Origin of the sequence: Paraburkholderia silvatlantica (assembly GCF_003096715.1) — a bacterium.
GTDB lineage: Bacteria > Pseudomonadota > Gammaproteobacteria > Burkholderiales > Burkholderiaceae > Paraburkholderia > Paraburkholderia silvatlantica.
The window spans coordinates 14,258-27,527 of record NZ_QEOL01000037.1 but is presented as its reverse complement, the minus strand read 5'-3'; the positions used below and the strand labels follow the sequence as shown (position 1 = coordinate 27,527).

The following is a 13,270-nucleotide window of genomic DNA, read 5'->3' as shown; positions in this document are numbered from 1 at the left end:
CGACATGACGACACCACAAGACATCATCCGTCGCGACGTGCTCGCGATGACGAGTTACCCCGTGCCCGACGCTTCCGGTTTCGTGAAGCTCGACGCCATGGAGAACCCGTTTGCCCTGCCCGCCGACCTGGCCGCAAAACTGGGCGAACGCCTTGCGGCGGTCGCGCTCAACCGCTATCCCGCGCCGCGCCCCGAAGCGCTGATCGCGAAGCTCAAGCACGCGATGCGCGTGCCCGCCGACTGCGACGTGCTGCTCGGCAACGGCTCGGACGAGATCATCAGCATGATCACCATGGCGTGCGCGAAGCCGGGCGCGAAGGTGCTCGCGCCGGTGCCGGGCTTCGTCATGTACGCGATGTCGGCGAAGTTCGCGCAGGTGGAGTTCGTCGGCGTGCCGCTCAAGCGCGACTTCACGCTCGACCTCGAGGCGCTGCTTGCGGCCATCGCGGAGCATACGCCAGCCGTGATCTGGCTGGCGTACCCGAACAACCCCACGGGCACGCTGTTCGACGACGCCGACATCGAGCGCGTAATCGCGGCGGCTGCGCAGGCGAAGGGCCTCGTGGTGATCGACGAGGCCTACCAGCCGTTCGCGATGCAAAGCTGGATGCCGCGCGCGGGCGAGTTCGACAACGTGGTCGTGATGCGCACGATGTCGAAGCTCGGGCTCGCGGGCATCCGCCTCGGCTATCTGGCCGGACGTGCGTCGTGGCTCAACGAGTTCGACAAGGTGCGGCCGCCCTACAACGTGAACGTGCTCACGCAGGCTGCGGCCGATCTGCTGCTCGACCATGTCGACGTGCTCGATGCGCAGGCCGCGCAGCTGCGCGCGCAACGCGCGGCACTGGCCGCGGAAGTGGCGAAGCTGCCGGGCGCCCAGGTGTTCGAAAGCGCGGGCAATTTCCTGCTCGTGCGCGTGCCCGACGCGGCGGCGGTTTTCGACACGCTGCTGTCCGCCCGGATCCTGATCAAAAACGTGGGTAAAATGCACCCATTGCTTGCGAACTGCGTGCGCCTGACCGTTGGCACCCCCGACGAAAACGCGCAATTGCTCGCTGCCCTGAAGCTCGTGCTCAAGTAGCACGCCGAATGCTTCGTTCTCCCACTCTCCTGTTACGGGCTGTTTGAAGGAAATTGCCATGCGCGTCGCGCAAGTCGTTCGCAACACCAGCGAAACGCAAATCCGCGTGAAACTGAATCTGGACGGCACCGGCGAGCAAAAGCTCGCGACCGGCGTGCCGTTTCTCGATCACATGCTCGACCAGATCGCACGACACGGTCTGATCGATCTGGAAGTCGAGGCGCATGGCGACACGCATATCGACGACCACCATACGGTGGAAGACGTCGGCATCACGCTCGGCCAGGCGGTGGCGCAGGCCATTGGCGACAAGAAGGGCATTCGCCGCTACGGCCACGCCTACGTGCCGCTCGACGAAGCGCTCTCGCGCGTCGTGATCGACTTCTCGGGCCGTCCGGGCCTCGAATTCCACGTGCCGTTCACGCGCGCGCGCATCGGCACGTTCGACGTCGACCTGTCGATCGAATTCTTCCGCGGCTTTGTGAACCATGCCGGCGTGACGCTGCATATCGACAATCTGCGCGGCCTCAACGCGCATCACCAGATGGAAACCGTGTTCAAGGCATTCGGCCGCGCGCTGCGCCAGGCCGCCGAACTGGACGAACGTCAGGCGGGCAAGATCCCGTCGACGAAGGGCAGCCTCTAAGCGACGCCTTTTACCGACCAGAAGGCGGCCCGCGCTGCGCACGACAGTGCCGGGGCGTGCCGCGGCAGGACTTCGAGCGCGCCGCGCCGGGGCTGTCGCCCACATGCGGCATGCGCGCCACATTTGCCATTTGGCTTATGGGCTTGCACGCGCCGACTGGCGTACATTGACGGCTTCGAAGGCAGATCAGGGCACATCGCGGCGCACATGCGCCCACACAGCCAAGGGCAAGGCCTTTTGAGCAGGCCGGATGCGAGATGAAAACTTCAATTGCGATTGTTGATTATGGAATGGGCAACCTGCGTTCGGTGGCCCAGGCGCTGAGGCAGGCCGCGCCGGAAGCCGACGTGGCCATCGTCGAGCGTCCCGAGGCGATCCGTGCCGCCGACCGCGTGGTGCTGCCGGGGCAGGGCGCGATGCCCGACTGCATGCGCAGCCTCGCCGAGTCGGGCCTGCAGGACGCCGTGCTCGAAGCCTCGCGCACGAAGCCGCTCATGGGCGTGTGCGTGGGCGAGCAAATGCTGTTCGACTGGAGCGCGGAAGGCGACACGAAGGGCCTGGGCCTGTTGCCCGGCAAGGTCGTGCGCTTCGATCTGGAAGGCCAGTTGCAGGACGACGGCTCGCGCTTCAAGGTCCCGCAAATGGGCTGGAACCGCGTGCGCCAGGCGCGCGCGCACGCCCTGTGGGCCGGTGTGCCCGACGAAAGCTTCTTCTACTTCGTGCACAGCTACTATGTGGTTCCGGCGGAGGCGGCGCACACCGTGGGCGAAACGCCGTACGGCGCGGCCTTTACCTCGGCAGTGGCGCGGGATAACATCTTCGCCACCCAATTCCACCCGGAAAAGAGCGCCGCTGCGGGCTTGCGCGTCTATCGCAACTTCGTCCACTGGAACCCCTGATTCCGTGCGGCGCTCACGCTCGCAGCCGCCTTCGCGCACGAGCGCCGCGGCATTAGATTTGCGTCAGCAAGGCCGCCGAAAGAGTTGTACTAAACTAGCGAAACGGCGTCGGATCGGGCCTTTTTTCCGCCGGCGCTGCAGACTTCAACCTCATTCCCAGATACACCCGAAGCTATGCTGCTGATTCCGGCCATCGATCTCAAAGACGGTCACTGCGTGCGCCTCAAACAAGGCGATATGGACCAGGCGACGATTTTCTCCGAGGAACCGGCGGCTATGGCCCGACACTGGGTCGAGCGCGGCGCGCGGCGCCTGCATCTCGTCGACCTCAACGGCGCGTTCGCCGGCAAGCCGAAGAACGAAGACGCGATTCGCGAGATCATCCGCGAAGTCGGCGACGAGATCCCCGTGCAGCTCGGCGGCGGGATCCGCGACCTCGACACGATCGAGCGCTATCTCGACGACGGCCTGTCCTATGTGATCATCGGCACCGCCGCCGTGAAGAATCCGGGCTTCCTCCAGGAAGCCTGCACGGCATTCGGGGGTCATATCATCGTGGGCCTCGACGCGAAAGACGGCAAGGTCGCGACCGACGGCTGGAGCAAGCTCACGGGTCACGAAGTCGCGGACCTCGCGCGCAAGTTCGAGGACTACGGCGTCGAGTCGATCATCTACACCGACATCGGCCGGGACGGCATGCTTCAGGGCATCAATATCGAGGCGACGGTGCGCCTGGCGCGCGCGGTGAAGATTCCGATCATCGCGAGCGGCGGGCTTTCCAACCTCGCCGATATCGACGCACTGTGCGAAGTCGAGGACGAAGGCGTGGAAGGCGTGATCTGCGGCCGCGCGATCTATTCGGGCGACCTCGATTTCGCCGCCGCGCAAACGCGCGCAGACAGCCTGCGCGAATCGGACGACGCCTAAGGCGCCGTATGCCGGCCTCCGTCACGGGAGGCCTTTTGTTTTTGGCGCTGCGCCGCCATCTCCATGGAGACTGGCGCTCGCGCCGGATATTTTCGCCTCAGGGCACAAGGCAAGGCGCAAAGCGCGCGACAATGGGCTGCGCGCCACGCCCGAACCGGGTTCGGCAGCCTTCTCGCGAAAGGTGCTCGCCGCACATACACCGACTGGCAACTTCGGCAAGATCATGGCTCTACCCAAACGCATCATCCCCTGCCTCGACGTGACCGCCGGGCGCGTCGTCAAGGGCGTCAATTTCGTCGAACTGCGCGACGCGGGCGACCCCGTCGAAATCGCGCGCCGCTACGACGACCAGGGCGCCGACGAGCTCACGTTCCTCGATATCACCGCGACCTCCGACCAGCGCGACCTGATCCTGCCGATCATCGAGGCAGTGGCTTCGCAGGTTTTCATTCCGCTCACCGTGGGCGGCGGCGTGCGCGCAGTGGCGGACGTGCGGCGCCTGCTCAACGCCGGCGCCGACAAGGTCAGCATGAATTCGTCGGCGGTCGCCAATCCGCAGCTCGTGCGCGATTCCGCCGACAAATACGGCTCGCAGTGCATCGTCGTCGCCATCGACGCGAAGCGCACGTCGGCGCCGGGCGAACCCGCGCGCTGGGAGGTGTTCACGCACGGCGGGCGCAAGGCCACGGGCATCGACGCCGTGGAATGGGCGCGCAAGATGGCGGAGCTGGGCGCGGGCGAAATTCTGCTCACGAGCATGGACCGCGACGGCACGAAAAGCGGCTTCGACCTCGACCTCACGTGCGCGGTGTCCGACGCGGTGCCGATTCCCGTGATCGCCTCGGGCGGCGTGGGCGGCCTGCAGGATCTTGCGGATGGCATCGTCAAGGGCCATGCCGACGCCGTGCTGGCGGCGAGCATCTTCCACTATGGCGAGCACACGGTGGGCGAGGCGAAGCGCTTCATGGCCGACCAGGGCATTTCGGTGAGGATGTGACGCAATGAGCCACACACAAGCCAACGACCTCGCCAACGCCAACTGGCTCGACAAGGTCAACTGGGACGCCAACGGCCTCGTGCCGGTGATCGCACAGGAAGCCACCACCGGCGACGTGCTGATGTTCGCGTGGATGAATCGCGAAGCGCTCGCGAAGACGGTGGAACTGCGCCGCGCCGTGTACTTTTCGCGCTCGCGCCAGCGCCTGTGGTTCAAGGGCGAGGAGTCGGGCCACGTGCAGCACGTGCGCGACATCCGCCTCGACTGCGACGAAGACGTCGTGCTGCTCAAGGTCGAGCAGGTCTCGGGCATCGCGTGCCACACGGGCCGCCACTCGTGCTTTTTCCAGCAATTCGAAGGCACCGTCGACGAAGGCCGCTGGGCCGCCGTCGACCCGGTGCTGAAAGACCCCGAACACATCTACAAATGACGCAACTGAACACCAACGACACCCTGCTGCGCCTCGCGGCGGTGATCGACAGCCGCAAGGGCGGCGATCCGGACGCCTCCTACGTCGCGCGCCTTTTTCACAAGGGCGACGACGCGGTGCTCAAGAAGGTCGGCGAAGAGGCGACCGAAGTCGTGCTGGCCGCCAAGGACGTGCGCCAGGGCGGCGCACCGAAGGCGCTGGTCGGCGAGATGGCCGACCTGTGGTTCCATTGCCTCGTCACGCTCTCGCACTTCGATCTGAGTCCCGCCGACGTGCTCGCGGAACTCGAACGCCGCGAAGGCCTTTCGGGGCTCGAGGAAAAAGCGCTGCGCAAAAGCCGCGAGCGCGAAGAGAACGGCGACTGAGGCGCTACGCCGCGCACAGCGCTCCACAGAGGGAGATGAACGACATGTCCACGTCTGGCGACTACCCGCCCCCTTCGTACCGCAACGGCGCTGACGCGGACCGGTTGCGCAGCCTGCGGACCTTCACGCACGTGCTGTACGCGCTCTATGCGGTGTACTGGCTGACCGGCGGCATTTCGGTGCTGGTGGCCATCATCCTGAATTACCTCAAACGCGACGAAGCGCTCGGCACGCCCTATGAGCAGCACTTCACGTGGCAAATCCGCACGTTCTGGCTCGGGCTGGCCGGTCATCTGATCGGCGGCGTGCTCATCTTCGTGCTGGTCGGCATTCCAATTTTGTGGGCTGTCGCAATCTGGACGTTGTACCGTATCATCAAAGGCTGGCTGTACTTGTACGACAACAAGCCGCTGCACAACCCGCGCGCCTGGTTCTGAGGGCTTCCGGGGGCGCGCAGCTTTGCTCACCAGGAGCACCATGAGTCACGACCGCAGCACCTGTCTCTTCTGCAAGATCGCCGATGGCCATATCCCCAGCACGCGGGTGTACGAGGACGACGAGTTCGTCGCCTTCCGCGACATCCGGCCTGCAGCCGCAACCCACGTCCTTGTGATTCCGCGCCAGCATATTCCCACCCTTGCCGATTGCGGTGAAAACGACGCCCCGCTGCTTGGTAGAATGTTTGTATTGGTCGCACGGCTCGCCAAAGAGCTGGGCGTCTCCTACACGGGCGGCGAAACCGGGTTTCGCACCGTGGTGAATACGGGACCGGGCGGCGGGCAGGAGGTCTATCATCTGCACGCGCATTTGCTGGCCGGGCCGCGTCCGTGGCACCGCATGGGCTGAGCGCCGGCGGCGGTGAAAATCGGTATAAATGACGGATGGCGTGGGGCTCACTGAAGCGTAGGGCTAAAGGGTCGCACGCCACGTCCATGCAACATCGAACAGGCACAATTTATCGCGCCGTGCAGGCCGCGCGGCGGCGGGGTTAAGGAGAGAGTCAATCATGGGTTCGTTGAGCATTTGGCACTGGCTGATCGTCTTGTTGATCGTTGCGCTCGTCTTCGGCACCAAGAAGCTGCGCAATATCGGTAGCGATCTGGGCGGCGCAGTGAAGGGTTTCAAGGAAGGCATGCGCGAGAGCGAAGGCGCCGGTGCCGACGCGCAAAAGCGCGAACTGCCGGCCGACGGCGGTGCAGTCGACGTCGAAGCCAAGGACAAGACACAGCGCTCGAACGACTACCGCTAAAACGCGTGGTGGCCGTTGTTCTCGCCGCCACGGGTTTTTCCGCTTGTTTCCAGCTTGTTTCCACTAAGGCAGCCAAGGCTGACGGAAAACTCCATTCATGCTCGATCTCGGTTTAACCAAGATGGCGCTGATCGGCGTCGTCGCGCTGGTCGTTCTCGGGCCGGAGCGGCTGCCGCGGGTCGCACGCACGGCAGGCGCGCTGTTCGGGCGCGCGCAGCGCTATATCAACGACGTCAAGGCGGAAGTCACGCGCGAGATCGAACTCGACGAGTTGCGCCGCATGAAGACCGAGTTCGAAGCGGCGGCGCAGAACGTCGAGAAGAACGTTCAGGAGAATCTGCACAAGCATGAAACCGAGTTGAACGACGCGTGGAACGCGGGCACGTCGGTGTCGCCGAGCATCGCAGGCGGCGCGGATCCCGCCAGCCTGGACGGCGCCGCCGCCAATGCCGTAGAGGGCGTCGCCACGCAATCGGGATGGCGCACCGGCCAGGCGGGCGCGAGCGTTGCCAGGCGCAAGAACTGGCGCGTCAAGCAGAGCGCCGCGCCGGTCTGGTACAAACGCGCCACGCTGCGCCGCACGCGGGTGCAATCGGGCGCTGCGCGCGTGGCGCAGCACACGCCGGCGAGCCTGCGCCGGCCCACCCGGTTCTTCTGACGCGGATCCGCCTTTGCGCACGACCATTTCCAACAGAGGGCCGGTGTGAGCGACCCCCAGCAAAAACTGGAAGAAGGTTCCGAAGAGACCTTCATTTCCCATCTCGTCGAACTGCGCGACCGCATCATTCGCGCAGGCATTGCCGTGATCGTCGTGTTCGTCGGGCTCGTCTACTGGGCGCCCGACATATTCCGTCTGCTTGCGCGCCCGCTCATGCAGAACCTGCCGCGCGACGGCAAGATGATCGTCACCGACGTGACCGGCTCGTTCTTCGTGCCCATGAAGGTCACGATGCTCGTGGCCTTCGTGATCGCGCTGCCGGTCGTGCTCTACCAGATCTGGGCGTTCGTCGCCCCAGGCCTCTACCAGCACGAAAAGAAGCTCGTCGCACCGCTCGTGGCGAGCAGCTATACGCTCTTCCTGTGCGGCATGGCGTTCGCGTATTTCGTGGTGTTCCCGACCATTTTTCGCGTGATGGCGCACTACAACGCGCCGCTCGGCGCGGAGATGACGACCGACATCGACAATTACCTGAGCTTCGTGCTCACCATGTTCATAGCGTTCGGCGTGACCTTCGAGGTGCCGATCATCGTCGTGCTGCTCGTGCGCATGGGCGTGGTCACCGTGAAAAAGCTCAAGCAGATCCGGCCCTATGTGATCGTCGGCGCGTTCATTGTCGCGGCCGTGGTGACGCCGCCGGACGTGTTCTCGCAACTCATTCTCGCGCTGCCGCTCATCCTCCTCTATGAGGCCGGGATCATCGCGGCGCGTATCTTCATCGGCACAGGCGAGAAGAAGCCAGCGGACGAGAGTCAGGCGGCGAGCTAGCCCCGCTGGTTCGGCGCAGGAAAGCAAAGGCCGCGAACCCAGTCAGGTTCGCGGCCTTTTGCTTTCCCGCTTGCGGGCAGGGCGCGATGCCCTGCCTGCGCGGCGCATCAACCGCCGTCGTCGCCTTCGCCGTCTTCCTGAGCCGGCTGCTTCGGCGGCGGCGGGCGCTTGCCGATCAGTACGTCGAGATCCATGTCCTTGTTCTTGCGCACGAGGTGGATCTTCGCGTCGGTGCCCGGCTTGATCTGCGCGATGACGTTCAAAAGGCGCGTGGTGTCGGTGATGGCCTCCCCGTTCACCGAGGTCAGGACGTCGCCCGGCTTGATGCCGGCCTTGTCGGCGGGGCCGCCCTGCAGCACGCCCGCGACGATCGCGCCCGACTTCTCCTTCAGCCCGAACGAGTCGGCGATCTCCGGCGTCACGTCCTGTGGCTCTACGCCGATCCAGCCGCGCGTGACCGAACCCGAGGTGATGATGCTCTCCAGCACGCTGCGCGCCGTGGAGACGGGAATCGCGAAGCCGATGCCGAGCGAGCCGCCCGAGCGCGAATAGATGGCCGTGTTGATGCCGAGCAGGTTGCCGTTCACGTCGACGAGCGCGCCGCCGGAGTTGCCCGGATTGATCGGCGCATCGGTTTGAATGAAATTCTCGAACGTGTTGATGCCGAGGTGATTGCGGCCCAGCGCGCTGATGATGCCCATGGTGACCGTCTGGCCCACGCCGAACGGGTTGCCGATGGCGAGCACGACGTCGCCCACGCGCGTCTGGTCCATGCGGCCGAGCGTGATGGTGGGCAGGTTCGGCAGATTGATCTTGAGCACCGCGAGATCGGTTTCCGGGTCGATGCCGATCACCTTGGCGTTGGTGGTGCGGCCGTCGGAAAGCGCGATTTCGATCTGGTCCGCGCCGTCGATTACGTGCTGGTTCGTTAGAATGTAACCGTCCGGACTGACAATGACGCCCGAACCGAGGTTGGCGGCAGGCTGCTCCTGCTGCTTCTGGTTTTTGTTGCGATCGCCGAAGAAGTAGCGAAATAGCGGATCGTTCTGGCGGGGATCGGGCGGCAGCGACCCATCCTTGCTCGAGAACACGTTGACGACCGCGGGCATGGCCTTCTGGGCGGCGTCCGCATAGGAGCCTTGGGCGGCGGCGCCTCCACCGATGCCTGGCGCCACCTCCCGCAGTGCGACGATCGGTTCGGCAAGCTGTTTGCCGAACTGCCCCTGGTGCTGCAGCCACTGCGGTTTGAGCGTGGCGATGATGAACATCAACGCCAGCAGGACAGTCACCGCCTGGGCGAAGAACAGCCAAAAGCGTCTAAGCATCTGAAGATTAGAGGATTATATGGATCGGATCGAACTGGAATTGTATCTGAACAATCTTCTGGAATCCGCGCGGTTCAAGGACTACTGCCCCAATGGCCTGCAGGTCGAAGGGCGGCGGCGCGTGGAGAAGATCGCCACCGGCGTGACCGCATCGCTCGCCTTCCTCGAAGCCGCCCTCGAGTGGGGCGCCGACGCCGTGCTCGTGCATCACGGCTACTTCTGGAAGAACGAAGCGCCGCAAATAACGGGCCGCAAGTACCGGCGCCTGAAGACGCTGCTCGCCAACGATATCAACCTGTTCGCCTACCATCTGCCGCTCGACAGCCATCCTGAGCTGGGCAATAACGCGCAGTTGGGCGCACGGTTCGGCTGGATCGGCGAACAACGCTTCGGCGACCAGGATCTCGGCTGGATGGCCACGCTGCCCATGCCGATCACGCTCGCGCACTTTACTGCCGAGGTTGCGCAGACGCTCGGCCGCACGCCGCTCGTGCTCGGCGACCCCGACTGGCAACTGCGCCGCGTGGCCTGGTGTACCGGTGCGGCGCAAAGTCTCTTCGACGCCGCGATCGAGGCCGGCGCCGACGTCTTCCTCACCGGCGAGATCTCCGAGCCCACCACGCACACCTCCGCGGAAAGCGGCGTGGCGTTCCTCGCCGCGGGCCACCACGCTACCGAGCGCTTCGGTGTGCAGGCGGTGGGCGCGCACCTCTCGGAAGCCTTCAATATCGAGCATCTTTTCATCGACATCGACAATCCCGTTTGATTGGGCATTCGGCGCAAATTGTCGTGATGCAACATCGTTTTATTCATCAGGCATTTACAAACCGAAAAGAAAGTGGCCCTCTTTTCTGCGGGAAAACCCCGAGATATCAAGGACTTCCGAAGCTTTTTGGAGGGCGCCCCTTGTAAATGCCAACTCCATTCGAGCAAACTAGCGTTCGGCAGCACCGCGGGTAAGCTGGCGTGACGGAAAAATCCAACTCAGAAGTGGGGCGATGTGATGCGAGACAACGAGAATGACCGCGTCGATGGCAGCCGCCGAACCTGGCTGATTGCGACGTCCGTAGCAGGTGGCATTGGAGGCGTGGCCACTGTCGTACCCTTCGTAGGTTCCTTTGCACCATCCGAAAAAGCCCGCGCCGCCGGCGCGCCTGTCGAAGTCGACATCACGAATCTGCAGCCCGGCTCGCTCATGACCGTGGCCTGGCGCGGCAAGCCCGTGTGGATCCTGAACCGCACGGATCGCATGATGGCCGACGTGAAGAAAGCCGATCCCGATCTGGCCGACCCGAACTCCGAGCACCCGTTCTCGATGCCGATGCCGGAGTACTGCATGAACGAATTCCGCTCGCGCACCGAGCATCAGAACATTCTCGTGGCGGTGGCCGTCTGCACCCATCTGGGCTGCACGCCGACGCCGCGCTTCCAGGAAGGCCCGCAGCCGAATTTGCCCGACAGCTGGCCGGGCGGCTTCCTGTGCCCGTGCCACGGCTCCACCTACGATCTCTCCGGCCGCGTGTTCAAGAACAAGCCGGCGCCGCAAAACCTCGACATTCCCCGCTACATGTTCGCGTCCCCGACGCAGATCGTGATCGGCCGGGACGAAAAAGGAGAAGCGTGATGGCGACGGGAACCGAAAAGGATGTGGGGGAAACGACCGGGCTGCAAGGCTGGATCGACAAGCGTTTCCCGATGACGGCGAGCTGGCGCGCTCATGCTTCCGAATACTACGCGCCGAAGAACTTCAACTTTTGGTACTTCTTCGGCTCGCTCGCGCTGCTCGTGCTGGTGAACCAGATCGTCACCGGCATTTTCCTCACCATGAACTACAAACCCGATGCGACGCTCGCGTTCGCATCGGTCGAGTACATCATGCGCGAGGTGCCGTGGGGCTGGCTGATTCGCTACATGCACTCCACGGGCGCGTCGATGTTCTTCGTGGTCGTGTATCTGCACATGTTCCGCGGGCTGCTGTACGGCTCGTATCGCAAGCCGCGCGAGCTCGTGTGGATCTTCGGCTGCGCGATCTTCCTGTGCCTGATGGCCGAGGCGTTTTTCGGCTACCTGTTGCCCTGGGGGCAGATGTCGTTCTGGGGGGCGCAGGTGATCGTGAACCTGTTCTCGGCGATTCCCTTCATCGGCCCGGACCTCTCGCTGTGGATTCGCGGCGACTACGTGGTGTCGGACGTCACGCTGAATCGCTTCTTCGCGTTCCACGTGATCGCCATTCCGCTCGTGCTGGTCGGACTCGTGATCTGTCACATCATCGCGCTGCACGAAGTGGGCTCGAACAACCCGGACGGCATCGAGATCAAGGAGAAGAAGGACGCGAACGGCGTGCCGCTCGACGGCATTCCGTTCCATCCGTACTACTCGGTGCACGACTTCATGGGCGTGTGCATCTTCCTGATGATCTTCGCGGCGATCGTGTTCTTCGCGCCGGAAATGGGCGGCTACTTCCTGGAGGCGAACAACTTCGTGCCGGCCAACCCGCTGCAGACGCCGCCCGAAATCGCGCCGGTCTGGTACTTCACGGCGTTCTACGCGATGTTGCGCGCCACCACCGACCCGTTCAAGATCGTGCTGATGATCGTGATCGCGCTGCTCGGCCTGCTCGCGCTCGTGCGCGCCCGCGGCAAATGGCGCGCCGGTCTGCCGGTGCTGGCGGTGCTCGTGATCCTCGCCATGTATTTCACCGAGTCGAAGTTCTGGGGCGTGGTGGTGATGGGCACGGCGGTGATCTCGCTGTTCTTCCTGCCGTGGCTCGACCGCTCGCCGGTGAAGTCGATCCGCTACCGGCCGTTCTTCCATAAGGTGTTTCTTGGCATCTTCGTGCTGGCGTTCCTGACGCTCGCGTTCCTCGGCACGAAACCGCCATCGCCGGCGGCCACGCTGATCGCCCAGATCTGCGCGCTCGTCTATTTCGCTTTCTTCCTCGGCATGCCGTTCTGGACGCCGCTTGGCACCTTCAAGCAGCCACCCGAGCGCGTGCGGTTCAAGCCCCATTAATTGACGAGCGAGGAAGATATGACGAAAAGATCTCTTTTTTCGACGCTCGCGAAGGTGGGCATACGGGCTGCCGGCGTCCGGGCCGGCTTGACCGCGCTGGCGCTCTCATGCGTATTTGGGGTCGGGTCTGTCGCGGCGCAGGAAAACATTCCGCTCGACCGCGCACCCGATAACGGCGAAAATCTTGCTTCGCTGCAACACGGCGCCAAATTGTTTGTAAACTATTGTCTGAATTGCCATAGTGCGAATTTGATGCGCTACAGCCGGTTGCAGGATCTCGGCATTCCGCAGAAGCAAATCGAAGATAATCTGTTGTTTACGACCGACAAGGTCGGCAACACGATGTCCATCGCGATGCGTCCGGACGACGCGAAGGCGTGGTTCGGCGTGGCGCCGCCGGACCTCTCCGTGGAAGCGCGGGCGAAAGGGCGCGACTGGCTGTACACGTATCTGCGCAGCTTCTACCGCGACGACACGCGGCCGACCGGCTGGAACAATCTGGTGTTCGAAAACGTGAGCATGCCGCACGTGTTGTGGCAGTTGCAGGGCATCCGCACGGCGAAGTTCGAGGACACGACGGACGAGGAAACCGGGGAAAAGGTCCGTCGTTTTGCCGGGTTCCAGCAGGTCACGCCCGGAACGCTCTCGCCGGTGGATTATGATGCCGACGTGGCCGACCTGGTGGCCTACCTCGGCTGGATGGCCGAACCCGAGCAGAAAACTCGCAGGCAGCTTGGCGTGTGGGTGCTCCTGTTCCTCGGCGTGTTGAGCTTTTTCGCGTGGCGATTGAACGCCGCGTACTGGAAAGATATCAAATAGGCACGTCCTGACCGACGTGGGGCCGGTGCGACGA

At 64.0% G+C, this 13,270-nt stretch carries 17 protein-coding genes; 16 read left to right on the top strand and 1 reads right to left on the bottom strand.

Annotation, left to right across the window (positions count from 1 at the left end; translation table 11 throughout):
• The first annotated feature begins 4 nt into the window (after positions 1–4).
• The 12 genes from hisC (at position 5) to tatC (ending at position 8,080) form a co-directional block, all read left to right on the top strand.
• Positions 5–1,081 (top strand): histidinol-phosphate transaminase, encoded by a 1,077-nt coding sequence (hisC, locus tag C7411_RS33900; protein WP_110388503.1) that lies wholly within the window; start codon positions 5–7, stop codon positions 1,079–1,081.
• 58 nt (positions 1,082–1,139) lie between these two features.
• Complete coding sequence (gene hisB, locus C7411_RS33895) at positions 1,140–1,727, top strand: imidazoleglycerol-phosphate dehydratase HisB (protein ID WP_028218451.1); 588 nt, start codon at positions 1,140–1,142, stop codon at positions 1,725–1,727.
• Between the two features lie 257 nt (positions 1,728–1,984).
• Positions 1,985–2,626 carry an imidazole glycerol phosphate synthase subunit HisH gene (gene hisH / locus C7411_RS33890; RefSeq protein ID WP_110388466.1) on the top strand — a complete coding sequence of 214 codons (642 nt, stop codon included), beginning with the start codon at positions 1,985–1,987 and terminating at the stop codon, positions 2,624–2,626.
• Positions 2,627–2,800: 174 nt separating this feature from the next.
• A complete protein-coding gene (gene hisA / locus C7411_RS33885) occupies positions 2,801–3,553 on the top strand; it encodes a 1-(5-phosphoribosyl)-5-[(5-phosphoribosylamino)methylideneamino]imidazole-4-carboxamide isomerase (protein WP_042269654.1) in 753 nt (250 codons plus the stop codon).
• A gap of 223 nt (positions 3,554–3,776) precedes the next feature.
• Positions 3,777–4,550 (top strand): imidazole glycerol phosphate synthase subunit HisF, encoded by a 774-nt coding sequence (hisF, locus tag C7411_RS33880; protein WP_110388502.1) that lies wholly within the window; start codon positions 3,777–3,779, stop codon positions 4,548–4,550.
• Between the two features lie 4 nt (positions 4,551–4,554).
• Positions 4,555–4,980 (top strand): phosphoribosyl-AMP cyclohydrolase, encoded by a 426-nt coding sequence (gene hisI / locus C7411_RS33875; protein ID WP_110388465.1) that lies wholly within the window; start codon positions 4,555–4,557, stop codon positions 4,978–4,980.
• Entirely contained in the window at positions 4,977–5,345 is a 369-nt protein-coding gene (locus tag C7411_RS33870) for a phosphoribosyl-ATP diphosphatase (RefSeq protein ID WP_110388464.1), read from the top strand. The genes hisI and C7411_RS33870 overlap by 4 nt, the downstream gene beginning before the upstream one ends.
• Before the next feature lie 44 nt (positions 5,346–5,389).
• Positions 5,390–5,782, top strand: a complete 393-nt coding sequence (locus tag C7411_RS33865; RefSeq protein ID WP_042269760.1) for a DUF4870 family protein — start codon at positions 5,390–5,392, stop codon at positions 5,780–5,782.
• A gap of 40 nt (positions 5,783–5,822) precedes the next feature.
• Positions 5,823–6,191: a histidine triad nucleotide-binding protein gene (locus C7411_RS33860; protein WP_110388463.1), complete on the top strand. Its 369-nt coding sequence runs from the start codon at positions 5,823–5,825 to the stop codon at positions 6,189–6,191.
• Positions 6,192–6,351: 160 nt separating this feature from the next.
• The gene (gene tatA, locus C7411_RS33855) at positions 6,352–6,594 is read left to right on the top strand and encodes a Sec-independent protein translocase subunit TatA (RefSeq protein ID WP_110388462.1); all 243 of its coding nucleotides are present in this window, start codon (positions 6,352–6,354) and stop codon (positions 6,592–6,594) included.
• A 97-nt stretch (positions 6,595–6,691) separates the two neighbouring features.
• Complete coding sequence (gene tatB, locus C7411_RS33850; protein ID WP_110388461.1) at positions 6,692–7,252, top strand: Sec-independent protein translocase protein TatB; 561 nt, start codon at positions 6,692–6,694, stop codon at positions 7,250–7,252.
• A gap of 45 nt (positions 7,253–7,297) precedes the next feature.
• Positions 7,298–8,080 carry a twin-arginine translocase subunit TatC gene (gene tatC, locus C7411_RS33845; protein ID WP_110388460.1) on the top strand — a complete coding sequence of 261 codons (783 nt, stop codon included), beginning with the start codon at positions 7,298–7,300 and terminating at the stop codon, positions 8,078–8,080.
• 107 nt (positions 8,081–8,187) lie between these two features.
• On the opposite strand, the gene C7411_RS33840 is transcribed toward tatC, so the two are convergent.
• Positions 8,188–9,405 carry a Do family serine endopeptidase gene (locus C7411_RS33840; protein ID WP_110388459.1) on the bottom strand — a complete coding sequence of 406 codons (1,218 nt, stop codon included), beginning with the start codon at positions 9,403–9,405 and terminating at the stop codon, positions 8,188–8,190.
• Positions 9,406–9,424: 19 nt separating this feature from the next.
• Here C7411_RS33840 and C7411_RS33835 point away from each other — a divergent pair, with 19 nt between their 5' ends.
• The 4 genes from C7411_RS33835 (at position 9,425) to C7411_RS33820 (ending at position 13,236) form a co-directional block, all read left to right on the top strand.
• A complete protein-coding gene (locus C7411_RS33835; RefSeq protein ID WP_110388458.1) occupies positions 9,425–10,171 on the top strand; it encodes a Nif3-like dinuclear metal center hexameric protein in 747 nt (248 codons plus the stop codon).
• 237 nt (positions 10,172–10,408) lie between these two features.
• A complete protein-coding gene (petA, locus tag C7411_RS33830) occupies positions 10,409–11,029 on the top strand; it encodes a ubiquinol-cytochrome c reductase iron-sulfur subunit (protein WP_110388457.1) in 621 nt (206 codons plus the stop codon).
• Positions 11,029–12,417, top strand: coding sequence for a cytochrome b (locus C7411_RS33825; RefSeq protein ID WP_110388456.1), 1,389 nt, complete (start codon positions 11,029–11,031; stop codon positions 12,415–12,417). Before petA ends, C7411_RS33825 begins: the two co-directional genes overlap by 1 nt.
• 18 nt (positions 12,418–12,435) lie before the next feature.
• Positions 12,436–13,236 (top strand): cytochrome c1, encoded by an 801-nt coding sequence (locus C7411_RS33820; protein WP_110388455.1) that lies wholly within the window; start codon positions 12,436–12,438, stop codon positions 13,234–13,236.
• Positions 13,237–13,270 lie beyond the last annotated feature (34 nt).

Excerpts from the sequence above, each read along its gene's own strand:
- tatA (WP_110388462.1), top strand. The coding sequence starts at position 6,352 with ATGGGTTCGTTGAGCATTTGGCACTGGCTGATCGTCTTGTTGATCGTT.
- C7411_RS33870 (WP_110388464.1), top strand. The coding sequence starts at position 4,977 with ATGACGCAACTGAACACCAACGACACCCTGCTGCGCCTCGCGGCGGTG.
- C7411_RS33860 (WP_110388463.1), top strand. The coding sequence starts at position 5,823 with ATGAGTCACGACCGCAGCACCTGTCTCTTCTGCAAGATCGCCGATGGC.
- C7411_RS33835 (WP_110388458.1), top strand. The coding sequence starts at position 9,425 with ATGGATCGGATCGAACTGGAATTGTATCTGAACAATCTTCTGGAATCC.
- hisA (WP_042269654.1), top strand. The coding sequence starts at position 2,801 with ATGCTGCTGATTCCGGCCATCGATCTCAAAGACGGTCACTGCGTGCGC.
- tatB (WP_110388461.1), top strand. The coding sequence starts at position 6,692 with ATGCTCGATCTCGGTTTAACCAAGATGGCGCTGATCGGCGTCGTCGCG.
- hisC (WP_110388503.1), top strand. The coding sequence starts at position 5 with ATGACGACACCACAAGACATCATCCGTCGCGACGTGCTCGCGATGACG.
- petA (WP_110388457.1), top strand. The coding sequence starts at position 10,409 with ATGCGAGACAACGAGAATGACCGCGTCGATGGCAGCCGCCGAACCTGG.
- hisF (WP_110388502.1), top strand. The coding sequence starts at position 3,777 with ATGGCTCTACCCAAACGCATCATCCCCTGCCTCGACGTGACCGCCGGG.
- C7411_RS33865 (WP_042269760.1), top strand. The coding sequence starts at position 5,390 with ATGTCCACGTCTGGCGACTACCCGCCCCCTTCGTACCGCAACGGCGCT.
- C7411_RS33820 (WP_110388455.1), top strand. The coding sequence starts at position 12,436 with ATGACGAAAAGATCTCTTTTTTCGACGCTCGCGAAGGTGGGCATACGG.
- hisH (WP_110388466.1), top strand. The coding sequence starts at position 1,985 with ATGAAAACTTCAATTGCGATTGTTGATTATGGAATGGGCAACCTGCGT.
- hisB (WP_028218451.1), top strand. The coding sequence starts at position 1,140 with ATGCGCGTCGCGCAAGTCGTTCGCAACACCAGCGAAACGCAAATCCGC.
- hisI (WP_110388465.1), top strand. The coding sequence starts at position 4,555 with ATGAGCCACACACAAGCCAACGACCTCGCCAACGCCAACTGGCTCGAC.
- C7411_RS33825 (WP_110388456.1), top strand. The coding sequence starts at position 11,029 with ATGGCGACGGGAACCGAAAAGGATGTGGGGGAAACGACCGGGCTGCAA.
- C7411_RS33840 (WP_110388459.1), bottom strand. The coding sequence starts at position 9,405 with ATGCTTAGACGCTTTTGGCTGTTCTTCGCCCAGGCGGTGACTGTCCTG.